Source organism: Flavobacterium alvei (genome assembly GCF_002920895.1).
Taxonomy (GTDB): domain Bacteria; phylum Bacteroidota; class Bacteroidia; order Flavobacteriales; family Flavobacteriaceae; genus Flavobacterium; species Flavobacterium alvei.
The window spans coordinates 293412-318157 of sequence record NZ_PQVG01000005.1 but is presented as its reverse complement, the minus strand read 5'-3'; the positions used below and the strand labels follow the sequence as shown (position 1 = coordinate 318157).

General features: G+C 33.9%; 24 protein-coding genes and 1 pseudogene. 17 read left to right on the top strand and 8 right to left on the bottom strand.

The window, feature by feature from the left end:
• Positions 1–188 precede the first annotated feature (188 nt).
• On the bottom strand, positions 189–2072 hold the full coding sequence (gene htpG, locus C3L50_RS10830) for a molecular chaperone HtpG (RefSeq protein WP_103806184.1): 1884 nt from the start codon (positions 2070–2072) through the stop codon (positions 189–191).
• Between the two features lie 184 nt (positions 2073–2256).
• On the opposite strand from htpG, the gene C3L50_RS10825 reads away from it, so the two are divergent.
• The 14 genes from C3L50_RS10825 (at position 2257) to ftsY (ending at position 11854) form a co-directional block, all read left to right on the top strand.
• Positions 2257–2778, top strand: coding sequence for a lipocalin family protein (locus tag C3L50_RS10825; protein ID WP_103806183.1), 522 nt, complete (start codon positions 2257–2259; stop codon positions 2776–2778).
• 99 nt (positions 2779–2877) lie between these two features.
• Positions 2878–3567: an OmpA family protein gene (locus tag C3L50_RS10820; RefSeq protein WP_103806182.1), complete on the top strand. Its 690-nt coding sequence runs from the start codon at positions 2878–2880 to the stop codon at positions 3565–3567.
• Positions 3568–3671: 104 nt separating this feature from the next.
• Entirely contained in the window at positions 3672–3905 is a 234-nt protein-coding gene (locus C3L50_RS10815) for a hypothetical protein (protein ID WP_133158876.1), read from the top strand.
• The gene (locus C3L50_RS16555; protein WP_262496690.1) at positions 3902–4030 is read left to right on the top strand and encodes a hypothetical protein; all 129 of its coding nucleotides are present in this window, start codon (positions 3902–3904) and stop codon (positions 4028–4030) included. Before C3L50_RS10815 ends, C3L50_RS16555 begins: the two co-directional genes overlap by 4 nt.
• A 191-nt stretch (positions 4031–4221) precedes the next feature.
• On the top strand, positions 4222–5355 hold the full coding sequence (locus C3L50_RS10810) for a glycosyltransferase family 2 protein (protein ID WP_103806180.1): 1134 nt from the start codon (positions 4222–4224) through the stop codon (positions 5353–5355).
• A 101-nt stretch (positions 5356–5456) separates the two neighbouring features.
• A complete protein-coding gene (locus C3L50_RS10805) occupies positions 5457–6758 on the top strand; it encodes a dihydrolipoamide acetyltransferase family protein (protein WP_103806179.1) in 1302 nt (433 codons plus the stop codon).
• A 134-nt stretch (positions 6759–6892) separates the two neighbouring features.
• On the top strand, positions 6893–7666 hold the full coding sequence (locus C3L50_RS10800; protein ID WP_103806178.1) for a 3'-5' exonuclease: 774 nt from the start codon (positions 6893–6895) through the stop codon (positions 7664–7666).
• A 27-nt stretch (positions 7667–7693) separates the two neighbouring features.
• Entirely contained in the window at positions 7694–8305 is a 612-nt protein-coding gene (locus C3L50_RS10795; RefSeq protein ID WP_103806177.1) for a fumarylacetoacetate hydrolase family protein, read from the top strand.
• Positions 8305–8649 (top strand): Hpt domain-containing protein, encoded by a 345-nt coding sequence (locus C3L50_RS10790; protein ID WP_103806176.1) that lies wholly within the window; start codon positions 8305–8307, stop codon positions 8647–8649. Before C3L50_RS10795 ends, C3L50_RS10790 begins: the two co-directional genes overlap by 1 nt.
• Before the next feature lie 134 nt (positions 8650–8783).
• On the top strand, positions 8784–10037 hold the full coding sequence (locus C3L50_RS10785) for a competence/damage-inducible protein A (RefSeq protein ID WP_103806175.1): 1254 nt from the start codon (positions 8784–8786) through the stop codon (positions 10035–10037).
• A 71-nt stretch (positions 10038–10108) separates the two neighbouring features.
• On the top strand, positions 10109–10345 hold the full coding sequence (rpmB, locus tag C3L50_RS10780; protein WP_103806174.1) for a 50S ribosomal protein L28: 237 nt from the start codon (positions 10109–10111) through the stop codon (positions 10343–10345).
• Positions 10346–10371: 26 nt separating this feature from the next.
• Positions 10372–10560: a 50S ribosomal protein L33 gene (rpmG, locus tag C3L50_RS10775; RefSeq protein ID WP_103806173.1), complete on the top strand. Its 189-nt coding sequence runs from the start codon at positions 10372–10374 to the stop codon at positions 10558–10560.
• Between the two features lie 43 nt (positions 10561–10603).
• Positions 10604–10756, top strand: coding sequence for a DUF4295 domain-containing protein (locus C3L50_RS10770; protein WP_073370281.1), 153 nt, complete (start codon positions 10604–10606; stop codon positions 10754–10756).
• Positions 10757–10900: 144 nt separating this feature from the next.
• Entirely contained in the window at positions 10901–11854 is a 954-nt protein-coding gene (gene ftsY, locus C3L50_RS10765; RefSeq protein ID WP_103806172.1) for a signal recognition particle-docking protein FtsY, read from the top strand.
• Between the two features lie 232 nt (positions 11855–12086).
• Here ftsY and C3L50_RS10755 read toward each other — a convergent pair whose 3' ends face one another.
• Complete coding sequence (locus tag C3L50_RS10755; protein ID WP_103806170.1) at positions 12087–13151, bottom strand: serine hydrolase domain-containing protein; 1065 nt, start codon at positions 13149–13151, stop codon at positions 12087–12089.
• Positions 13152–13373: 222 nt separating this feature from the next.
• Here C3L50_RS10755 and C3L50_RS10750 point away from each other — a divergent pair, with 222 nt between their 5' ends.
• Together C3L50_RS10750 and C3L50_RS10745 are read left to right on the top strand one after the other, a co-directional pair.
• Positions 13374–13817 carry a hypothetical protein gene (locus tag C3L50_RS10750; RefSeq protein ID WP_103806169.1) on the top strand — a complete coding sequence of 148 codons (444 nt, stop codon included), beginning with the start codon at positions 13374–13376 and terminating at the stop codon, positions 13815–13817.
• Positions 13798–14094 (top strand): DUF721 domain-containing protein, encoded by a 297-nt coding sequence (locus C3L50_RS10745; RefSeq protein WP_103806168.1) that lies wholly within the window; start codon positions 13798–13800, stop codon positions 14092–14094. The genes C3L50_RS10750 and C3L50_RS10745 overlap by 20 nt, the downstream gene beginning before the upstream one ends.
• Before the next feature lie 107 nt (positions 14095–14201).
• On the opposite strand, the gene C3L50_RS10740 is transcribed toward C3L50_RS10745, so the two are convergent.
• The 3 genes from C3L50_RS10740 to bshC form a co-directional block, all read right to left on the bottom strand.
• Positions 14202–14621, bottom strand: a complete 420-nt coding sequence (locus C3L50_RS10740; RefSeq protein ID WP_103806167.1) for a nucleoside-diphosphate kinase — start codon at positions 14619–14621, stop codon at positions 14202–14204.
• A 119-nt stretch (positions 14622–14740) separates the two neighbouring features.
• The gene (locus tag C3L50_RS10735; protein WP_103806166.1) at positions 14741–16012 is read right to left on the bottom strand and encodes an acyltransferase family protein; all 1272 of its coding nucleotides are present in this window, start codon (positions 16010–16012) and stop codon (positions 14741–14743) included.
• A 71-nt stretch (positions 16013–16083) separates the two neighbouring features.
• Positions 16084–17697: a bacillithiol biosynthesis cysteine-adding enzyme BshC gene (gene bshC / locus C3L50_RS10730; protein WP_103806165.1), complete on the bottom strand. Its 1614-nt coding sequence runs from the start codon at positions 17695–17697 to the stop codon at positions 16084–16086.
• Positions 17698–17798: 101 nt separating this feature from the next.
• Here bshC and C3L50_RS10725 point away from each other — a divergent pair, with 101 nt between their 5' ends.
• Positions 17799–19082, top strand: coding sequence for an MFS transporter (locus C3L50_RS10725; protein WP_103806164.1), 1284 nt, complete (start codon positions 17799–17801; stop codon positions 19080–19082).
• Between the two features lie 95 nt (positions 19083–19177).
• Here the strand turns inward: C3L50_RS10725 and C3L50_RS10720 are convergent.
• The 3 genes and pseudogenes from C3L50_RS10720 to C3L50_RS10710 all read right to left on the bottom strand — a co-directional run bounded on the left by C3L50_RS10720 (position 19178) and on the right by C3L50_RS10710 (position 24733).
• A pseudogene (locus C3L50_RS10720) lies at positions 19178–19990 on the bottom strand (KilA-N domain-containing protein).
• A gap of 181 nt (positions 19991–20171) precedes the next feature.
• A complete protein-coding gene (locus C3L50_RS10715) occupies positions 20172–21494 on the bottom strand; it encodes a hypothetical protein (RefSeq protein WP_103806163.1) in 1323 nt (440 codons plus the stop codon).
• Positions 21495–21505: 11 nt separating this feature from the next.
• Positions 21506–24733 (bottom strand): type ISP restriction/modification enzyme, encoded by a 3228-nt coding sequence (locus tag C3L50_RS10710; protein ID WP_103806162.1) that lies wholly within the window; start codon positions 24731–24733, stop codon positions 21506–21508.
• Between the last annotated feature and the right edge of the window lie 13 nt (positions 24734–24746).

Here is a 24746-nt window from a genome sequence, read left to right as displayed (position 1 = left end):
TTATTTCATCAAATATATAAATAATTATTTACAAATCATTCAATGAATTTTTAACTTAAAAAGAAATTGAATTTTAAAAATTCTATTTGATTATGGTTTATTGGTAACAAATCCATTTGCTCCAAAACAAAAAAAACCTGCAAATTTTCACTTGCAGGTCTTAATACTTAATACTATTTTCTTAATACTTATTTGATCAAATCAAAACTTCTTTTCACGAAAGCCGTCAATTCTTCGCCTTTCAACAGGTTTTGGGATAATTTGGCCAAGTCCAAAGCTTGTCTTACCAAACCTTCTTGGGTTGTTTTGTCTTCAGTGTTCAAAATATTGGAAGCCAAATCAGAATTGGTATTTACCACCAAATTGTACATTTCCGGCATATTGCCCATTCCGAACATTCCGCCACCGCCTGATTGGCTCATTTCTTTCATTCGACGCATAAATTCGGGTTGCGTGATGATGAACGGAGCAGCGTTGCTGTCTAAAGCTTCCAATTGAACGGTGTAAGCTTTTGGAATGTAAGTTTCCAATGAAGTTTTCAAGCTTTCTTTTTCGGTATCCGATAATTTAGAAATAGTGGTTTCCTCTTTCTTGATTAAATTATCGATGTGGTCTGAATCCACGCGAACAAAAGTTAAATCTTTATTGTCGCCTTCAATTTTTTGAATCAAATGCGAGATAATTGGCGAATCCAAAAGCAATACTTCGTATCCTTTTTCTTTGGCGATTTCTATGTAAGAATGTTGTGCTTCTTTGTTTCCAGCGTATAAAACAACCAATTTTCCGTCTTTGTCTGTTTGGTTTTCTTTTAGATTTTCTTTCAATTCGTCTAAAGTGAAGTATTTGTCATCAACCGTTGGATACAAAACGAAAGCACCTGCTTTTTCGTAAAATTTCTCTTCTGAAAGCATTCCGTATTCTAAAACCACTTTGATGTCATTCCATTTTTGTTCGAAATCTTGGCGGTTTTCTGTGAACAATGATTTCAATTTATCGGCAACTTTACGTGTGATGTAGTTCGAAATTTTCTTCACAGCACCATCAGCTTGCAAGCCTGAACGAGAAACGTTCAATGGAATGTCTGGAGAATCAATCACACCTTTCAACATTGTCAAGAATTCAGGCACGATTCCTTCTACATTATCGGTAACGTAAACTTGGTTTTGGTACAATTGGATTTTGTCTTTCTGGATTTGCAAATCAGAACCCAATTTTGGGAAATATAAAATACCAGTCAAGTTGAACGGATAATCCACGTTCAAATGAATGTGGAACAACGGCTCTTCAAATTGCATTGGATAGACTTCACGGTAGAAATTTTTATAATCTTCGTCCGATAATTCAGTTGGTTGCTTCGTCCAAGCCGGATTTGGGTTGTTGATGAAATTGTCAAGCTCGATGGTTTCGTTTACGTAATCCTCGGGAGCATCTTCCGGTTTTGGCAAGGTTTCCGTTTTGGTTCCAAATTTAATTGGAACAGGCATAAACTTGTTGTAACGGTTCAACAATTCCCTGATTTTGAATTCTTCCAAAAATTCCAATGAATCTTCGGCAATGTGTAAAATGATTTCGGTTCCACGAGTGGTTTTGTCGGCTGGTTCCAAAGTGAATTCTGGACTTCCGTCACAAATCCAGTGGGCTGCAGGTTCGTTTTTGTAAGATTTGGTGATGATTTCCACTTTCGAAGCCACCATAAAAGCGGAATAAAAACCAAGACCAAAATGACCTATGATTCCTGAATCTTTGGCAGAATCCTTGTATTTTTCCAGGAATTCCTCGGCTCCTGAAAAAGCGATTTGGTTGATGTATTTCTCCACTTCGTCGGCAGTCATTCCCAAACCTTGGTCAATGATGTGCAGTTTTTTGCCTTCTTTGTCGATTTTTACTTCCAGGATTGGGTTGCCGTATTCCACTTTGGCTTCGCCAATGCTGGTTAAATGTTTTAATTTTAGGGTAGCATCTGTTCCATTGGAAATCAATTCACGCAAAAATATTTCGTGATCGCTGTACAAGAATTTCTTGATTAGGGGGAAGATGTTCTCTACCGAAACGTTAATTTGTCCAGTTGCCATATTTTTTTGTTTTTTTTAATGGTTTTACAATTGAGTATCTTTTCTTCAAATAGAATACCAATTGTGTACAAAGTGACAAAATGTCGGAAGTGTTAATTTTGAAACAAAATACAGTTATTTCGAAACCATTTATGCTTGCTACATTGTAACTTTGTAAGAGTTTAATCTTAAATACCTTATTAATATGAAAAAAGCAATTACACTACTGATGGTGACTCTATTTTTCTTTGCGTGCAAGAGTACATCCAGTACTACGAGTACAACTGTTAAGAGCGAACCAGTTGCCAACACGAAATTGGACAAAAGTTCTCAAGTGTCTATCAAAGGAGATTGGACAATTACTAGCGTGACTTATCCGGGTTCTGATTATATCAAAGTCAATTCCTTTCAAATCGCCGATTCAAAATGTTTTGTTGGAAGTACTTGGAATTTTATTTCTAACAATAACAAAGGAAGTATGAGTTTAACAAAGTCGGACTGTCCTGCTTTTAGTTCGCCAATTGTTTGGAGTATTAATAAAGACGGCGTTTTTGTTCTTAAAATTGTTGAAGCTGGAGTGAAATCTAAAACAATTACCCAAGGTTATTTATTGCGTGTGGCCAATCAAACAGAGGCTTCATTTCAATTAATAGACACTATTAATGTTGGTGGACAAACAAAAGAAGTTACCTATCAATTTGAAAAAATCATTTCTACTAAAAACTAAATAATTATGAAATCGCCATTAAAACAAGTTTGCTTAAGCAAACACCAATAAGTAAAAGGCGATAACATATATGACCAATAACAAATAAATTTTACATATATGAAAAAAACAGCAATTTTAGTAATGAGCAGTTTGTTCTTATTGGCTACTCTTTTTGCCAGTTGTGAAGCAACAAAAAATGCAAATAACACTCAAAAAGGAGCAGGAATTGGAGCTGCTGCAGGAGCGCTTATTGGAGGAATTATAGGGAATAATTCAAAAATTGGAACTGCTGGAGGCGCACTTATCGGAGCAGCTATTGGTGGAGGTTCTGGAGCTTTGATTGGAAATAAAATGGACAAACAAGCTAGAGAAATTGACCAAGCATTACCAGGAGCTGATGTAGAGAGAGTAGGCGAAGGAATTCGCTTGGTGTTGAAAGAAGATGCTGTTCGTTTTGATACGGGTAAAGCTACATTGACCACACAAGCCAAAGCCAATTTAGACAAATTGGTTCCAGTGTTTAAAGATTATGCCGACACCAATATCGAAATTTATGGTTATACTGACAGTACAGGAAGTCCAGAATTCAATTTGACACTTTCGCAAAAAAGAGCAGAATCGGTGAAAGATTATTTAGTTTCAAAAGGCTTGCTAGTTTCTCGTTTTAAAACAACAGGTTTAGGAATTGCAGATCCAATTGCAACCAATGACACTGCCGAAGGGAGAACTCAAAACCGTCGTGTTGAATTTGCTATTATGGCCAATGACAAAATGGTGCAAGACGCCAAAAAAGAAGCAGGTCAATAATAAAGACTCAATTATTAAATACCCAGAAAGCTGTTTCAGATTTGAAGCAGCTTTTTTGTTTTGGTTTATTTTGTATATATTTGAGGTTTAAAATGATTTCGAAAATGGTAAATTCAAAGAAACATTCGATTGATAAAAAACAGGATTCTGTTCAGGAGCCTACAACCGATTATAAAGCAACTTTCAAAGAAAAGCTAGATCCAAGTAATACAGATGAGCAAGAAATTTTGTTGCAAAAATTATTAGCAAAAGGTTTGGAGGAGAGTGAAATGGGAATAGGTATTTCTAATGAAGAAATGAAAAGGATTACCAAATTAAAATATCCTTTCTTGAAATGATTTATAGAATTGAATGGAAATCAATTGCAACTCGCACCTATTTTGGAGAAATAAATTTCATATTATCAAAATGGAATGAAGCAGAAGTTCAGAAATTTGAAGATTTAGTTTACGATTTTCTTTAAATAGTATCTAAAAACCCAAAAATAGGAATTTATAAACCCAAAAATAATTGTTACTCATTGGTGATTTCAAAACAGACCACTTTGTATTATAAAATCATTGTAGATAAATCTCAAATCGACTTGATTTTATTTTGGAATAATAAACAAAATCCAGACGACTTAATTAAGTTGCTATAATATAATCCTCAAAAATGCAACTATCAGTCATAATCCTCAACTATAATGTGCGTTACTTCTTGGAACTTTGTGTTTCAAGTGTTCAAAACGCTATACAAAACATCGATGCCGAAATTATTGTCGTTGATAACAACTCTCAAGACGATAGTTGTGCAATGATGAAACAGCGATTTCCGAACGTAAAACTCATCGAAAACAAAGAAAATTCAGGTTTTCCAAAAGGGAATAATATTGGTGTTGCAATTGCCAATGGAGAATATATTTGTATTCTAAACCCCGATACGGTTGTTGCCGAAGATACTTTTACGAAAGTATTGGCTTTTGCTAAAAAGCAAGAAGATTTAGGAATTGTCGGGGTGAAACTCATCGATGGAACAGGAAATTTTCTACCCGAAAGCAAACGTGGAATTCCAACTCCTTTTGTGGCTTTTACCAAAATTACAGGTTTGTATAAAATCTTTTCAAAGAGTTTTGGCAAATATTACGCTCAACATTTATCCGAAAATGAAACTGGAAAAGTGGAAATTCTCGTGGGTGCTTTTATGCTAATGAAACGGGATTTATACAATGAAATTGGTGGTTTTGACGAAAAATGTTTTATGTATTCAGACGATATCGATTTGTCCTATATGGTTTTGCAAAAGGGAAAATCAAATTATTATTTTCACGAAACTTCTGTCGTACATTACAAAGGGGAGAGCACTTTCAGAGACGGAACTTATATGAAGCGATCTCGTGAAGCGATGAATTTTTTCTACAAAAAGCATTTTAAAGTTTCCTTTTTGTTTTCTGTTTTTATGGAAATTGGAATTGTATTCTTTTCATTCGCAAAAATGTTTTGGGGCAATCCAAAATCAAAATTAAAGCCTAACAATTATATTCTTATTTCAAATAATCTGATTTTGAAAGAAAAGTTAGAAAACAGTTTAGCTAAACCAATCCAACTTCAGGATATTTCACATCCAATTCAGGAAAATTTTACAGGAGAAATTATTTTAGACCAAAATCAATTCAATTTCAAAACTATAATTAACTTTTTTGAAGTGCATAAAAATAAAGGGTTTACCTTTAAAATTCTTCCCCAAAACTCCCATTTTGTTATTGGTAGTAACAGTAGTTTTGATAGAGGCGAAATAGTGAAAATTTAGAATTTTAGGTTTCGTGTAAATTTGTGAAATTCATGGCTGAAACTGAAAATAATCACTAATTTTGCAGTCACGAAATCAAAATGACCTTTTAGGATAATACTATGGCAAGATTTGAATTAAAACTTCCAAAAATGGGAGAAAGCGTTGCAGAAGCAACTATCACAAATTGGTTGAAACAAGTGGGAGATAAAATTGAAGCCGATGAAACAGTACTTGAAGTTGCCACTGATAAAGTTGATAGCGAATTGCCAAGTGAAGTTTCAGGAATCTTAGTGGAACAATTGTTTGCAAAAGACGATATAGTTCAAGTAGGACAAACCATTGCAATTATCGAAACCGAAGGGATTTCTGTTTCAAACGAACCCAAACAAGAAATAGTTGCTCCGGTTGAGGTTGCCGCAATTGAAAAAACAATAGAAGTGGTCAAAGAAACTCTAGCTGTACCAACTAATTTCTCAGATTCTGAAAAGTTCTTCTCACCTTTAGTAAAAAATATTGCTAAAGAAGAAGGTATTTCTCTTGCCGAATTAGAAAATATTACTGGTTCAGGCAAAGAAGGAAGAGTGACTAAAGAAGATATTTTGGGTTATGTTGCCGCTAGAAAATTAGATACAAGAACCAACATACAAGAACCATTAGCCCAACAACGAACAACGAACAACGAACAACCAAAAATACCAGTTTCAGTAAACGGAGGCGACGAAATCATCGAAATGGACAGAATGCGCAAGCTGATTTCGGGTTATATGATGGCTTCGATTCAAACCTCGGCACACGTGCAATCGTTTATTGAAGTTGACGTGACCAATATTGTAAAATGGAGGGATAAGGTAAAAACGGCTTTCGAAAAAAGAGAAGGTGAAAAGTTGACATACACACCTATTTTTATGGAAGCAGTTGCCAAAGCTTTGAAAGATTTTCCAATGATGAACATCGCTGTTGATGGCGATAAAATTATCAAAAGAAAAAACATCAACCTTGGAATGGCAGCAGCATTACCCAATGGGAATTTGATTGTTCCAGTTATAAAAAATGCTGATCAACTTAATTTAGTTGGAATGGCAAAAGCGGTAAATGATTTAGGCAATCGTGCAAAATTAGGCAAACTAAAACCAGACGATACTCAAGGAGGAACTTATACAGTTACCAATGTGGGGACTTTTGGTAGCGTTTTTGGCACGCCAATTATCAATCAGCCAGAAGTTGGAATTCTGGCTTTAGGAGCTATTCGAAAAGTACCAGCCGTAATCGAAACTCCCGAAGGCGATTTTATTGGCATTCGACAAAAAATGTTCCTTTCACACAGCTACGACCATCGTGTAGTTGATGGAGCTCTTGGCGGAAGCTTTGTAAAACGAGTAGCCGAATATTTAGAAGCATTTGATCTAGATAGAAATTTTTAATATAATCTAAATTTAAAGTTATAGACCCGACTGTTTTTTAAATTTGTCGGGTTTTCATTTTTTTATCCAATTTTTTTTAATAATCGACGAACGGTAAGTTCAAAAAGATATATTTGTCATTCTAAAAATTTAAAATGGAGCTTAAGCTTAACAAACCAATTTGTTTTTTCGATCTAGAAACTACAGGGATTGATGTTGCCAAAGATAGAATTGTTGAAATAGCAATTTTCAAAGTTTTTCCTAACGGAAATAAAGAAAGTAAAACCTGGTTGGTCAACCCGACTATTCCCATTCCGCCACAATCGACCGCCATTCACGGTATTAGTAATGAAAAAGTAGCTAGCGAGCCTACTTTTAAGGAATTATCTTCGGTGATTTACAATATGATTAAGGATTCGGATTTGGCGGGATACAATTCCGACCGTTTTGACATTCCACTATTGGCAGAAGAATTACTTCGAGCTGGAGTAGATTTTGACATGAAAAATCGAGTTTCTGTCGATGTTCAAACTATTTTTCATAAAATGGAAGAGCGAACATTGAGTGCAGCACTTAAATTTTATTGTGGGCAAAGCCTCGAAAATGCCCATTCTGCTGAAGCCGACACTATGGCGACATATGAAATTATGAAAGCTCAATTAGATCGTTATCCCGAACTGGAGAATGATATAAAATCACTTTCAGAATTTACAACTAGAAAAAAAATTGCTGATTTTGCAGGAATGATAGCTTTTGATAAAGACGGCGACGAAATTTTTACTTTCGGAAAACACAAAGGAGTTAAAGTGGATGTAGTTTTAGAAAGTGAACCTGGTTATTTCAGTTGGATTCAAAATGCCGATTTTCCTTTATACACCAAGAAAGTTTTGACGGCAATTAAATTGAGGAAATTAAATACTAAAATATAAGTGACTAGTCGCTAATTACTTAAAACAATGAAAATAATCTGTATAGGTCGTAATTATGCCAGTCACATTGCGGAGTTGAAGAACGAAAGGCCTTCGGATCCCGTAATTTTTTTGAAACCCGACTCGGCTATTTTGTTGAAACAACATCCTTTTGTGATTCCTGAATTTTCAAATGATATTCATCACGAAATTGAACTGATTGTTAAAATAAACAAAGTTGGAAAATATATTGACGCCAAGTTTGCTCATAAATATTATGACGAAATTAGTGTAGGAATCGACTTTACAGCTCGCGATTTGCAAAACGAATTAAAAGCAAAAGGATTGCCGTGGGAAAAGGCAAAGGCATTTGATGGCTCGGCTGTGATAGGAGAATTTTTGCCAAAAAGTCAATTTAATTCATTAGAAAATATTACATTTGAATTGACCAATAATAATCAAACAGTTCAAAAAGGGAATGCCAACCAAATGATGTGGAAGATTGACGAGCTCATTTCTTATGTGTCTCAGTATTTTACCTTGAAAATTGGCGATATTGTTTTTACTGGAACCCCAGCAGGTGTTGCAGCAGTAAAACCCGAGGATGTTTTAGAAGGATTTTTAGAAGGAAATAAACTATTTAGCATACAAATAAAATAATGGCACTACATTACAACTTAGCAAAAGTGTACGCACTTTCAGACAACGATCCGGAATTTGTTTTACAAATCGTGACGTTATTTGTTAACGAAATTCCCGAAGATATAGCAGAAATCAAAGAAGGAATCAAAAAGAAAGACCATAAACATGCCTATTCTTATGCGCATAAAGTCAAACCATCTCTAGATTTATTGGGATTGAAAGTTGCTTTCGAAGAAATTCTTCAAGTCGAGGCTTGGACAAAAACTGAAGGCGAAACCAAAGAAATTAAAGAAACTTTCAAAAGCATCAAACAACAAGTTAAAGATGCCATCAAAGAATTAAAGAAAGACTTCGATCTATAAGGGGCAATTTGTTGCTGTACGTTTCAAGTTTTTTAAAAATTACTTTTTTTCTAAAAAAAAATAAAAAGGAGCTTCCTCTGGTTGCTCTTTTTTATTTAGAAAATAGCTTCCCACTTCTAACTTCTCACTTCCAAATGAAAGCATCTATAATTACCATTGGTGACGAAATATTAATAGGACAAATTGTCGATACAAATTCGGCTTTTATTGCCAAATCATTAGATAGAATTGGTATCGAAATACACGAGATGATTTCTATTAGTGATAGTAAAGAACACATCCTAAAAACCTTTTCAAAGTTTCAAAACAAAGTCGATTTAGTCATTATTACCGGTGGACTTGGCCCAACAAAAGACGATATCACTAAAAAAACTTTTTGTGATTATTTTGACGATGAATTAATTGTAAATCAAGAGGTTTTAAAACACGTTACTCAACTTATTGAAGGTTTTTTTAAGCGGCCAATTACTCAAATCAATAAAGACCAAGCTTTAGTTCCTTCAAAATGTACGGTACTTCATAATCAAGTCGGAACAGCACCGGGAATGTGGATGAAAAAAGAAAATACCGTCTTTATTTCGCTGCCAGGAGTTCCCTTTGAAATGAAATATTTGGTCGAGAATGAAATTATACCCAAAGTTGTTGAAGAATATAAACGACCTTACATTCTTCATAAAACCGTTTTGACATACGGAATAGGCGAAAGTTTATTGGCCGAAACCATCGAAAATTGGGAAAATAATTTACCCGATTTTATAAAATTAGCCTATTTACCAAGTCTAGGAAGTGTACGTTTGCGACTATCAGCACGTGGAACAAATAAAGAATTATTAGAAAAAGCCATTTCCGAAAATGTGATTTCTTTGTCTAAAATCATTGGAGATAGCATTGTAGGTTTTGAAGAAGACGAAACTCTAGAAAAGATTGTTGGTCGATTTTTGACACAACAAGGCAAAACTATTTCGACTGCCGAAAGTTGTACAGGAGGGAAAATTGCACAGGTTTTGACTTCGGTTTCTGGAGCTTCAAATTATTTTAAAGGTAGTGTAGTTTCCTATGCAACAGAAACTAAGGTATCACTTTTAGGAATTCATGCAGAATTAATTCAAAAACATTCAGTTGTAAGCGCTGAAGTAGCTCAGCAAATGGCGGTAAATGTTCGGAATTTAATGAAAACAGATTATGCAATTGCTACAACGGGTAACGCTGGACCATCAAAAGGGGAGTCTGAAGCCGAGGTTGGAGCAGTATTTATAGCATTGGCAACACCAAATGAAGTAATAATTGAAGAGTTTAATTTTGGTCAACCCCGTGAAAAAGTGATAGATAGAGCAGTTGTTAAGAGTTTAGAAATGTTGCGAAAAGAAATTTTAAAAAATGTGCAATAATTTTTTTGCGTAATAGGTTTATTTTTCTTTTCTTTGCACCCTGATTTTGAATAACGATAAAAGATAAGATAATGTCAAGAGTTTGCGACCTTACAGGTAAAAGAGCGATGGTAGGAAATAACGTTTCTCACGCTATGAATAAAACTAAGAGAAAATTTTCTGTTAACTTAGTTAAAAAGCGTTTTTATCTTCCAGAAGAAGATAGATGGATTACTCTAAGAGTAGCTGCATCTACGGTAAAAACAATTAATAAAAACGGAATCGCTGCAGTTTTGAAAAAAGCTCAAGCAGGTGGATTTATTAAATAATCCGTTCCTAAAACCTATATATCAAGATGGCAAAGAAAGCAAAAGGAAATAGAATCCAAGTAATTTTAGAATGTACTGAACACAAAACAACTGGTGTTGCAGGAACTTCAAGATACATAACAACTAAGAACAAAAAAAATACTCCAGACAGATTAGAGATTAAAAAATTTAATCCAATCTTGAAACGTGTAACTGTTCACAAAGAAATTAAATAATAAGAATTTTTACTTGAAGTAAAAGTTTTAAAAAAATTGAATCATGGCAAAGAAAACCGTAGCATCGTTACAAACATCTTCTAAGAGATTATCAAAAGCCATCAAAATGGTGAAATCTCCAAAAACAGGTGCATATACATTCGTAGAATCTATTATGGCTCCTGAAGCAGTTGATGAATTCTTGAAAAAGAAATAATTAACTATAGTACTATATAGAAAAGCTACTTTCATTCGGAAGTAGCTTTTTTATTTTTTATATTTGTCAATTAAATTTCAGAAGTTGCTATGAGTTACAATGAAATCTGAAATAAAAAATCGTTAATCCTCAATCAATAATCCGATGAGTTTTTTTAAAAAATTATTTTCTTCTGAAAAAAAGGAATCTTTAGACAAAGGTTTAGAGAAATCGAAAACCTCTTTTTTTTCAAAGTTAACCAAGGCCGTTGCTGGAAAATCGAAAGTTGATGATGAGGTTTTAGATAACTTAGAGGAAATTCTTGTTTCCTCGGATGTAGGAGTAAATACCACTCTTAAAATCATCACCCGAATAGAGAAACGAGTTTCGGAAGATAAATTTCTTGGAACTGATGAACTCAATCAAATTCTTCGTGAAGAAATTGCGGGTTTACTTTCTGAAACCAATTCAGGTGAAGCTACTGAATTTGTAATTCCAATAGCCACAAAACCTTATGTTTTGATGGTAGTGGGAGTGAATGGTGTTGGGAAAACAACCACTATTGGAAAACTAGCCTATCAATTTAAGAAAGCAGGTTTCAAAGTCGTACTTGGGGCAGCCGATACTTTTCGAGCCGCAGCAATCGATCAATTGCAAATTTGGGCAGATAGAGTGGGTGTTCCAATTGTAAGACAAAATATGGGAAGCGATCCAGCTTCTGTAGCGTTTGATACCTTGCAATCTGCCGTAGCTCAAAATGCTGACGTTGTTATTATTGATACTGCAGGTCGTTTACACAACAAAATTAACTTGATGAATGAGTTAACGAAAGTAAAGCGAGTAATGCAAAAAGTGGTTGGCGATGCGCCACACGATGTTTTATTGGTTATTGATGGTTCGACTGGACAAAACGCTTTTGAACAAGCCAAACAATTTACTGCTGCTACAGAAGTTACTTCGCTTGCCGTTACAAAACTAGACGGAACCGCCAAAGGTGGAGTGGTTATTGGAATTTCTGACCAATTTCAAATTCCTGTGAAATATATTGGAGTTGGAGAAGGTATAGAAGATTTACAAGTCTTCAATAAATATGAGTTTGTAGATAGTTTTTTTAAATAAAAAAATCTTGTCATCTTAAAATTTCGACAAAGATTCTAATGTTAGTTTTATAATGAATTTTTCTTCTTTCAAAAATATACCACCTATTTTTCTTTACTTTTTGAGTATAATTGCCTTTGTTTTGTCAAATCTAGTTAGAGACCAAAATATGGTTTTGTATTATTTGTTACTGATTTTGGGTGCAGGTTTTTTTATTTTTGGTTTTTTCAAAAGCAGAAATAAAAGAGAATAATTATTGGTACAAAGCATTGATTTTTTGCCAAAGTACATCGTCAAAATCGGATAATGCTAAATTTACATTGTCGGCAGCGTCACCCATTCTTATCACCACCATTTTTTTGCTTGGAATCACATAAATTTTTTGGTCATTTTTCCCCAAAGCCATAAACATATCATTGGGACCACTAGGAATTATGCTTCCGTTTAATTGCAATTGGGATTGAGGTAAATGATAACTTGTTTTTCCATTCAACCACCATAAATAGCCATAGCTTAAATTAATGTTTTGAGAAGTATTGGTAGCTTCATTGAAATAGGTTTCGTTAAGAATAGTGCTGTTTTCCCATTTTCCCTTGTTGTACATTAGCAATCCAAAACGCGCCATACTTCGGGTGGTACTCCAATACACATTATTGTTACCGTCTTGTATCCAAGTTCCAGTCATACCGATTTTATCTCTCAATTTTGAGTTGAAATAGTTCGACCAAGTTTGACCACTTGCCTGTGCAACAACATCTTGCAATTTCACATAAACGTTATGATAAGCCCATCGTGTACCTGCATCGGCTTTATAAATTAGTTTTGCAGGAGTTATATCATCAGTAGTATCATCAAGACCTGAAGTCATGGTAAGCAAATGTTTGTTGGTAATCAAGTTTTCTTTGTCTATTGACAAACTCGTCCAACCCGTTCCTATATAATCTGAAACTTTGTTGTTGATGTTGAGCAAACCTTCTTGTTGGGCAATTCCAGTTATTGTTGCGGTTAGTGTTTTACCAGCACTAGCCCAATACCAGGGGGTTGTTGCAGAATGTCCGTTGAAATAATTTTCCATAACAATTCTACCGTTAACCAAAATAATAAAACCTTTGGAATTTTTGAGTTCTAAATAATCTAAAAGTGGTTGAACAGCAGCTTGTTTCCATCCTAAATCGGCAATCGATTTGGTTTCCCAAACATCACCTGATAATGGTGGAAAATAAAGTGTTTCGTTTGGTGATGGAGCGGGTTTTGTGCTTTCTGAACTGCATCCTAAAAAGCATATTGCGATTAGTAAACTATAGATAATTTTTTTCATGTTTCAGCTATTTTAGGAATTTGACCAAAAATATTGAAAATAGTTTAATGAGTTTTTTTTATTTTTGTTTTCTTTCAATCTAATAAGATTAACTTTGTTCGATAGATTAAAACATCTTTTTACCACTAAACCCTAGCCCTGATTGAAGTGGAAATCCTTTTTATTTTTTCTTAAAAAAATAAAAAGATTGAAGCGAAAAGCAGGAATTAGCTCCTAAAAATTATGAAGAATATAGTTGGATTTTTTTTCGTTGCGTTTCTTTTTATCTCTTGTCAGCAAAAGATAAAACCAGAGGATATTGCTAAAACAAATGGTTATTGGGAAATTGAAAAAGTAGTTTTTGAGGATGGTAAATCCAAAGATTATACGGTAAACGATAGTTATGATTATTTTCAAATTGGCAAAAATAATAGTGGCTTTCGAAAAAAAGTGATGCCTCAATTAGACGGTACTTTTTTGGTTAATGATACTCAAGAAAGTGTAAAAGTACGATTCGAAAAAGACAAGGTGTTTTTTGACTATGTTACTTCTTATGCCAAGTGGTCAGAGGAGTTGACAGCAATTTCAGACGATAAAATGGTGTTTTTGAATGCTGAAAAAAAAGAATATCATTATAAAAAAGCAACCCCAATAAATATTGAAAGTGATGGCAAAAAGACTAAATAATCAAAGTACGATTGGTGCTATTTTGAACGAGATTATTCAAGTCAACAAATTGCAACCCGGAATGGATCAAATTGATGTGAGAGAAGCTTGGAAAAATTTGATGGGAAATGGCGTAAATCATTATACAAAAAACGTGGTTTTGAAAGGAAGCACTTTGTATGTTGAACTTTCTTCGGCAGTTTTGAGAGAAGAATTAACCCACGGAAAATCCAAAATTGTTGCTATGATAAACGAAGAATTGCGACGCGATGTTGTTAAAGATGTGGTTTTACGGTAGTGTTCAGTTTTTAGATAAAAGAAAAAAATCCCGTTTCAAATATTCGAAACGGGATTTTCTATTTGTATTATTTTTTAAATCTAAACTCTAAAATCAGAAATCTAAGATTAAAACTGCTCTCTTCCAGCAAAATGAAATGCTCCTTCGATGGCTGCATTTTCATCACTATCTGAACCGTGAACTGCATTTTCTCCCATTGAGGTTGCGTAGAGTTTACGGATAGTTCCTTCTGCAGCTTGAGCTGGATTGGTTGCTCCAATCAACGTTCTGAAATCGTCAACTGCGTTTTCTTTTTCAAGAATAGCTGCAACAATTGGTCCGCTCGACATAAATTCTACTAATTCTCCGTAGAAAGGTCTTTCGGCGTGAACGGCATAAAAGGCTTGAGCATCGGCTACGGTTAATTGTGTTAATTTCAAAGAAACAATTTTGTAACCTGCATTAGTAATCATTGCTAAAATGTTTCCAATGTGTCCGTTTTTGACAGCATCGGGTTTGATCATTGTAAAAGTTCTATTAGAAGCCATTTTTTTTAATTTTATTTTTGGTTGGGCGCAAAAGTAACGTTTATTAATGGAATAATGATGTTGTTTTAGCTTAAAATTCGCAAGCAAATATTCGATTTTTGAGGTTTTATGCTAATCTTTCATACTTTAAAAAACAATTTGTTTTTATAAAACACCCATAAAATAATACTCCAAAAAATAGTATAAATCAAGGCGTAGGTCAATGAAGCATCTTTTGGATTTTCGAATAATGGTACAATTCCGTAATTGTAAAAATAGCTTTGAAATCCTAGTGGTTTCCCAGGAAATACGGGGTGTTCTACTTTTGTCATTGTCAGGACTCTAGGAATTATTCCTGAAAAGAAAAATACAATTATTGGATTTAACCCCCAAATTAGAAATAGTTTCGTTCCTTTTTTATAATGCAAAATATCTATGACGTAATACAAAAAGCTTAAGCTTAAAGAGGCAAATCCTGATGTGAATAAAACAAATGAACTACTCCAAAGTAATTTGTTGATAGGAAATAGGATGTCCCATAGTAATCCAAGAATTAGCAAACTAAAACCAATTAGTATCATTTTTTTGACAATTTCAATTTTTGGCCAATGATGATTCAGTAATTGCCCCACTAACATTCCTATTATTCCAGAAGCTATAGCGGGAAGGGTAATTAATATTCCTTCGGGATCCCAAGTTTTAGATCGACTCCACATATGATTATTTAGGAAAAGGTTGTCAATGTAAGCCGCAAGATTAGTGCCTTTTTCCAAATTTGCGGCGCCAATTCCAGGGACTGGCACGAGTGTCATTAAAGCCCAATAACCAATTAAAAGCGTTGTAACTACTAAAATTTGAGTTCTAATATTGGATTTTAAATACAAAATCGAACTAAAAAAATAAACCAGACCGATGCGTTGTAAAACACCTGGGATTCGAACTTCTTGATAATCTGAAATACCGAAATAGGCTAAAAAGAGTAAAATTGTGAGTACTGATATTGCTAAAACGGTTTTAATTTTTAGGCTAAACTTCCCCAATAAAGCATAAGCCACAGCAAAAGTTATTGCCAGTCTGCCAATTAATAATGGCATACCTACCCAACCAAAGAATTCGAGATCGTTAAAGAAATTCAGAAAAAGCCCTAGACAGAAAAGACGCAATGAACGCACCATTATTTTGTTGAAAACGGTGGAGTTGAACTTTTTATTTGGCATTGCAAATGGGATAGCTGTTCCCATTATAAAAATAAAAGAAGGGAATATTAAATCGGTTGGTGTCCATCCATTCCACTTAGCATGTTCCAATGAGGGATAAATTGCTACCCAGCTTCCTGGATTATTAACAATGGTCATCATTATCACAGTTAATCCTCTAAATACATCTAATGAAGTCAACCGTTCTTTAGTCATCAGCTTCGTTTTTGTTGGAATTATATCTTGATTACTAAGCTATACAATTTTAAAAATTTACCAAAGGATTTTTAGGAAAGAATTACGATTTCAAATTTAGAATCTAAAGCTTTCAAGGTTGTGATTAATTTATGGATTAAATCCTTCCCGTTTTCTAGATAAAATTCCGAAAAATTGGCTTGGCGTTCCTGTAAACTTTGGTTCGGAAACAGTTCGTTTTGTAAATCGGTAATTCGTTCTAAAGTTTCAGAGTGCTTTCGTTTTTGAGCTTTCAACAAACGTTTTTCTAAATTCTCTAATCCCTTTATTTGTTTGGCTTCTTGTGCTTTTACTGCACCTAAAAAAGACGCATCGGTTTGATTGGCTATTGCTAAAAGCGTATCAAATTGTTTTCTTAAATGCTCTTTTTGAATCCTAAAATCAATAGGGAATTCAGATAATGTTGCTGTTTTTTGATTGACCAAATCGGTTTGTTTCGAAAATAAATCACTCCAAGACAATCCTAATTTATCTGCTTTTTTTACTTGTTTTTCAGTTGCTAATAAAACCGAATTTCTAAGTAAAAGCACAGGAAAAGTAACGTTGACTGCATTGAAAAAAGATTTTAATTCCAACCAATACGCAATTTCTCCACCACCACCGATGTAACATAAATTCGGCAAAATCACTTCTTGATACAACGGACGCATAATCACGTTGGGACTGAATTTTTCGGGGTGATTTTGTACTAATTCTAAAATTTCCGTTTCAGAAAATTTAATTTCAGTGTTGTTTACAAAGTATTTTCCATTTTCGAAAATGATTCTTTCCCGCAAATCATTTTCCATATAAAACAAATTAATCTCTCGTGGGTTAACTTGAACGGTATGATCTTTTAGTTTCTGAATGGTTTCAAGAACTTTTTTATGGGAAGTGTGTTGTGTTAATTCTTCCTTTATATATGGAATAAAAAATCTTTTTAAATCTTTATCGTCAGCATCCAAAATAACCAATCCGTATTCGCCAAAAAGTTCGTTTGCCAAAAAACGTGTGGCATCAGCCAAATTGGAATGGTTCAAATACGATTCCTGAAACATTTTTTTGATAGTTTCGGCATTTTTGCCAATACCCAATTCGTGTGAGAAGACTTCAAAAAAATCATCTAAACCTTCGGTTGATAAACGACCAACAGGACCAGAACTTTCTTTGTTCCAGCGAAACTTTCGACCTTTAAAATTAAAATAATTGATTTCGTCAAAATCGTGATCTTCAGTCGCCATCCAATAAATAGGAACAAAGTTTTCCGTGGGATATTTTTCTTTTAATTCCTTGGCTAAATTGATGGTCGAAATGATTTTATACAAAAAATACAAAGGCCCCGAAAACAAATTGAGTTGGTGGCCGGTCGTAATTGTGAATGTATTGGAATTGTTTAAAAGTTTAATATTGTTTAAGGTTTTATCCGAAGTATTTATTTTAGCATATTGTTTTTCTATAACTGAAACTAAAATGGCTCTTTTTACATTGCTATTGAAATTGTCATTGCCATTGAAATTGATTTTTTTTTCTTTTATTTGCGATTCGAAGTTCTCAAGATTGGGAAAACGATTGTAAAGGGACTGTAAATTAGGTTTTTGGTCTAAATAATCGTTCATTAAAGAGGAGAAATATCCAGAGTTTTGGTAGCTGATACAGTCGTTTGGCATAGTAAATTTTATTTGTTGCTAAATTACCAAAATATTGGAATTGAATCTTTGAAACTTTCGAAAATTAACATCATTTTATAGAAATAGCGCAACAATACATTATGGAAGAAAAAGTAAATCCTGAAAAAACGAATTCATTAAAACACATACTTTTTGGCAGTTTAATAGGAACCACTATAGAGTTTTTCGATTTTTATATTTATGCCAATGCAGCCGTTTTGGTGTTTCCTCAGTTGTTTTTTCCAGGTGCTGACAAGACTATGGCAACCCTGCAATCGTTGGCCACTTTTTCAATAGCTTTTTTGTCTCGCCCTTTAGGTTCCGCTTTTTTTGGACATTATGGCGACAAAATTGGGCGTAAGTTTACCTTGGTTGCCGCTTTATTAACAATGGGAATTTCGACGGTAGCCATTGGTTTTTTACCGAGTTATGCTAGTATTGGCATTGTTGCTCCTTTGTTATTAATGCTATGCCGTTTTGGACAAGGTGTTGGATTAGGCGGCGAATGGGGAGGAGCCGTTTTGTTAGCAATAGAAAATGCTCCACCTAATAAACGTGCTTGGTACGGAATGTTTCCGCAATTGGGTGCGCCAATCGGTTTGTTGCTGTCGGGTGGCACTTTCTTGTTGCTAACAGATTCTATGAGTAACGAAGATTTTATGGATTACGGCTGGAGAATTCCTTTTATTGCCAGTTCGCTTTTGGTACTTGTTGGTTTTTATATCCGAACTAAAATTTCAGAAACACCTTCTTTCGAAAATTCGAAGACAGCACACGAAGAGGTAAATATTCCTTTTGTGACAGTTTTTAAGTCGTATAAAAACCAATTGATTTTTGGAACATTGGCAGCAATCACCACTTTTTTAGTTTTTTATTTGATGACGGTTTTTATGCTCAATTGGAATACCAAGAGTTTAGGATTTTCAAATCGGGAAGCACTCTTGATCCAGTTGTTTTCGGTATTGTTTTTTGCTATTTTTATTCCAATTTCTGCCTTAGCTGCCGATAAAATAGGTCGTCGAAAAATGTTGATTTATACTACTATTGCCATTGCTGTTTTTGGTTTTTCTTTTCCGTTCTTTTTAAATTCGGGAAGTACTTTTTTAATCACATTTTTTGTTTGTCTTGGAATGTCGCTGATGGGGTTTATCTACGGTCCTGTCGGAACTTTTTTATCAGAATTATTTCCTACCAATGTTCGCTATACCGGAGCTTCATTGACTTTTAATATGGCAGGAATTTTGGGAGCTGCCTTTGCACCAATGATTGCCATTAAGTTGGCCGATAAGTTTGGAATTGCTTCGGTAGGGTTTTATTTGACCATTGCGGCTTGTATTTCTTTGTTTGCTTTATTGGTGATTAGCAAAGACGAGCATAAGTTTTAAAAATAATTAAATCATATAAAAAAGGTCTTCTGTGAATTTTCAGAGGACTTTTTTGTTTTAGATGGAATGATTTTATTTTTTTAGTTAAAAATCAATCATTCATTTTTTAAATATTTGCGTTGGGTAATTTCTTCTAAAAGGAGCATTTGTTTGATGGCAATTTGGTTGAGTTGTTCTAATCTTTTTTGTTGAATAATGTTTTGCTCGATAAATAATGCGTTTATGTTTTCGAGATTAGACAAACAAATCAATTGGTTTATAGAAGCATAATCGCGTTGGTTTCCTTTTTTATCTGGGTTTTCGTCTCGCCATTGTTTGGCTGTGATGCCAAAAAGTGCCATATTCAAAACATCGGCTTCATTGGCATATACCAAACTGGTTTGAAGTACTGTAAGTGTTTTTGGTATCAAATGTGTTTTAATAGCATCGGTATGAATGTGGTAGTTTATTTTAGCCAATTCTCGTTTGGCATTCCATCCCAATTGTTTTTGTTCTTCTTCTTTGAGGCGTTGAAATTCTTTTACAATATACAATTCAAATTCTACCGATATCCAACTGGCAAATTTAAAGGCAATGTCTTTGTGTGTAAATGTGCCGCCATACCGCCCTGATTTTGAAACAAAACCCATTGCATTTGTGGAGTTTATCCATTTTTGCGGCGACATTGTAAAAGCATTTAAACCTGCTTCATTTCTAAACCCCTCGAATTCGAGGGGTTTAAAATCGGGATTGTATAAGGTTTCCCAAAGACCTAAAAATTAAAGGGTATTTCTATTTCTCATCCAATTTCCAATGGTAGCACTGGTGTCATCGGTTTTATGTTTGGCGATATCAGTAATGGAGATGTAATCATTATTGTTTATAGACACTATTGTTATCTCTGTGTTTTGAACCTTAATTTTTGCCATAACTACTGTTTTTGTTGTTTTTTAAAGTGGTCAAATTCGACCACTTTAAATGGTTTTAGTTTTTCTTTTTTATAAAAATATTGACTGATACGCTTTGCATACATTTGGCTAAAGCCAATTTACATTCATTCCAAAAATACTCCAGCTAAAGCTGGAGCCAATTGATTTTTTGAAATTAGAATTATTCTTTTAAATGAGTATCGAATGTCCAATCTTTAATTCCTAATAGATTAAGAATTAATATACCGGATATTCTGTATAATAAAACATTAGTTCTGTTTAGTTGACTAGGCTTAATCTTAATACTTCCGTGAGTAATACAATCTCTCATTTTTTTGATTTCATCAAATTTTACTGGAAGCTCATCCAACGGTAAATTATTAGATTTTAAAAATTCTACTAATGGACTTTTCATAGGTTTATAGTCCATATTTCTAATTGCATTACTCCATTTGGTTTTAAAATCTATTAGCTCGTCTTGAGGAATCATTACTTGTAATACTTTAAAAGCTTCTTCATAGATTTCGTCTTTGTTTTCTGTGAATTTAAATTTATCTCCATTTTTAGTAGTTCCTCCCATACATATCTCAATGATATTATATCTAATCAATAACTTACTTCTATCATCGACTATGAGTGCTTGATTGAAAAGTTTGATTATTTTCTCTAATTTATCGAAGTTGTCAAATGCTTCCTTTTTCCAACTTTCTGACAAAAAAGTACTTGGTTTCCAATTCAGACTGAAATTTCTAAAGGATATAGACGTGTCTTTTATAATTGTTTTTTTTAGTATTTTATATTCATTAATTTTTGTGTTTTTAAAATGAATAGTAGAACGATAATATTCTAAATTAGAGTGCATGAAAAATGAACAAACCGTGATTATTGAATTTACTTTTTTTAGTAAATTTTCCATATTTTCATCCAATTCAAATTCAAAATTTAAAGTTGGGATTTTTGTGATGTTCATTTCTGGAATATCTCTACTACTAGAATAATTATAGGAAAAACCTGGAAATACTTTACAATTATAGCCTTCATAAATTTCTTCTGTACGCTTTTTAAGTTCAAATACATTTTCATTTACGCTAAGAAAACTGTAAAAATGTTTTACAAAATTAAAACCAACTTCATTTAAGTGAAATGTAGCTGTATTTTTATCTGAATTTATTGGTTGATGAATTTTTACCGAATCTAAACTAATGGAAATCACATCGTCCGATACTGATGTGCTAAATGATAGTAACATAGAATTAGACAAATCTATTGTTATGTCTTCTTTGCAATGTGTTGAAATTAAATTGCTTAATTTTGAAAAAGATTTGTTTTCCAAATGTGTTAGTAATTTCACTAAGGAAAATCTATCTAGACCTGTAAATATGCGTAATTCTATATTATCAATATTGATAGTTAATGTAGCTTCCATTGTTTCTGAAAGCTCGGAATTTTGGACGTTATCATTAGGAACATTTAAAAAAGAAATGTCAAAATTATATTCAATCATTGTATGTTTATTTAAATCTCAATTTTATCTATTTCTTTCATAATCCTGTCCGTTTCGCTCAAAGCCACGATGATTTTTTGGTAATGCAAAATATCCTCATAACTCAACTCGCGGTCTTTGCGGTCTTTGAGCCATTTTTGAGCCGGTTGATAACCACCAATATAAAAATTCCAAGCTGCTTCTGGCACGTTGTCAAAATATTGGGTTGCGTTGATGTGCACACGTCCCATAGGTTCGGGGGTATCATTATGCATTATAATATCGTTCTCTATTACATAATTGCGTTGTTCGTATTTGGGTTTTGTAACCACATTATCGCCATCTTCGGGATATTGTGTAATGTAATTTTCTACTATGGGACTTTCCAGCAAATGAATTTGACGCAATTGACTGCCTAACTCCACTAAATCAATAAATTGACGTGGGTTTTTTGGATAAGGAACTCTAGGGAAATCAATCTTCAGAAACTCCTTGTATTTTTCTCTATAATTGGGCGAATGCAAAACGGCATAGATATAATCGAGTATGTCGATGGGATACAATTGATTGGTTTCTTCTGTTTGTACATTGTAATCTGGTTTTTCTGGAGAGAAAAAATAACCCAAACCTTCCGCAATTTGTTTGACAATTTCGGGGTTTAGGTTGGGGGTTCTTTCCGTATTGTCGTGTAATGATTGTTGGGCGGTGGTTTCGGGATAGAGATAAAGAGGGAAAACTAAACCCGCACCAAACTGTCCCGCATTTCCAGTATAATTTATATCACAAATTTTATCACACAGAAAAAAACCAAACTTTTCAGTAATTGCTTGTCTAGGTAGAAGAATTCCAATATTTTTCTTTTCAATAAAGTGTTTTAAAACGTTGTTTCTTGGATAAGCTAAAAAACCTTTGCTTTTTCCTGTATAAAACGTAACTCTTTCGTCAAAAGGTCTATGTTGGTATTTTTGTATTTTAGGGTTATTGTTTTTTAAATCATTAATTGCTCCGCTAATAGTCCAATCTCTTCCGTCTAATGGTAAATTAAGTTTTTTTCTTAAAAATTCAATGTTTTCATCACTTAATAAAATATCTTTTGTTTTATTAAGTTCGTTTTCGTTTAGTTTAATAGTTAATTCATCTCTTTTACTTTGAATTCCAGAGACATAATTAGGAAAAAGTTTGTCTAGTTTTATAAAAGTTGAATAAATATCGTTTTCTGCTAAATTTTTATCAAAGTAAAAATAATTAGGTTCTTTACATTCTAATTTATTCCAATTGATATTGTTTAAATTCTGTTTAAATAAGTGCTCATATTTAAAATCTCTTTTACCATACAAATCAAAATTGAAAACTTCTCCTAATTCATTTTTTTTCTTTTTACCAGTTTTTATAAAAATATTTATAGAAACACCTTGCATTATATCGAAAACGTTTTGGTCGGGAGAACCATCGGGACAAACTTCCTTTTTCTTGGCATTGCCGTGCAAATCGAGAATGTAAATTTTGTCAAAACTTTCCAATAAATGTTTTCGCATTTGGCGGTGTGTAATACCGTCAATAAAACTATTGTTAGAAATATAAGCTAAAACTCCGCTACCATTTTTATCAATAAAATGTTGCCCGAAACGAGTAAATTTAATGTAATCATCGTCAAGGTTAATTTTTCTTTCGTTTAAATCTTTCTTATAATCTTTAATTAAATTTTGAATCCATTCACTTTTATTTGAACTACTTACACTATAAGGCGGATTTCCAATCACCACCATAACAGGTGCATCACGCTTTATGGCGTTGGCTTGGTCAGCTTCGTCGGAGAGCCACGAACTGAAAAGGGTTTGGGTATCAGGATGGGCTTCTTCCAAACTGTTGGTCAGGAAAATACGAAAACGCTGGTCATCGCTAGGTTTATAGCCTGTTTCAGTAAGGAGCATATCCATTTTGAGGTGCGCCATTGCATAACTTGCCATCAAGAGTTCAAAACCATTCAGTCGAGGAATCAAATCATTGGTTACATATTTGCTCCAAATGCCTTGTTGTCCTTCAAATTTTTTATGAATGTGTTTGACTACTTCTGCCAAAAATGTTCCTGTTCCTGTGGCTGGGTCTAGAATTTGTACTTTGTGTACTTCAACCTCGGTTTCTACCTCTTTTATTTTAGCATCTTTCCCTTTGGTTTGGGTTACGGCTTTTTTCTTGATTTTTATTTTGCTGGTGTCAGCCAATCCTTGTGGCAAATCGAATTCGGTTTTCAAAATATCATCCACCGCACGTACAATAAAGTTAACCACGGGTTGCGGTGTGTACCAAACCCCACGGGCTTTTCGCAAGGCAGGGTTGTATTCGCCCAAAAAGGTTTCATAAAAATGCACCACGGGATCTTCTTGTTTGGTGCTTCGACCAAAATTTTTCATAATCGTAGCCACATCACTCGCCAAGAAAATGTTAACGAGTTCGTCCACCATCCAAGTCAAACGAATGTCGAGATCAAATCCTGCAATATCTTGAAACAATTTCCGAAGAAAAGGATTCGATTTCGGGATTAATTCAGCGGCTTCCATTCTCGAGAAAGTAGGTAAAGTAGGGTCGTGGTATCTAGCGGCAAACATTCCGTAAGCAATGGTTTGTGCATAAATATCGGCAAAAGCTTTGTTGTCGATATCGTGAATCAGCATTTGCTGAAACGACAACATTTGCGATTTTATTTGGGAGCGTTTGCCTTCTTGGTCGTCATTAGTCAATGATTTTTCGATAACATCTGCCATCAATTTGGCTTTTCCTGCCATCATTTGTGCCAACTTGGTAGGCGATTTGATGGTTTGAGAAATGGTTTGGGCAAAGTTTTTTATTAAGTTGGTAAAGGTCTCAAAGTTTTCGGGTTGTGGAATAATCAATCCGTTTTCAACCGAAGCAATCGCAATTTTGGTTACAAATTCACCTTCTTTATAAAAATGAAAATCCATATAATCGGTAAAAACCAAATTCGACAATCCCGATTTATAACGGTCAAATTGTTCCTTTAGTTTTTTGTCTGCTAGATCCACCCCAATGTCTTTGGCTTCAATATAACCAATGGGTACATCTTTACGAGTTAACACATAATCGGGTGCGCCACAACTTACTCTAGCTGGTTCATTGGTTACCAAAACATCGGGCAAAATTGCCATAATCAGGTTTTGCAAATCGCCACGATAGGAGTGTTCACGAGCATTGCCAGTTATATAAAGTGTATTTATTTTGGATAGATATTCTTGAATTGTCATTCTATAAATTTTG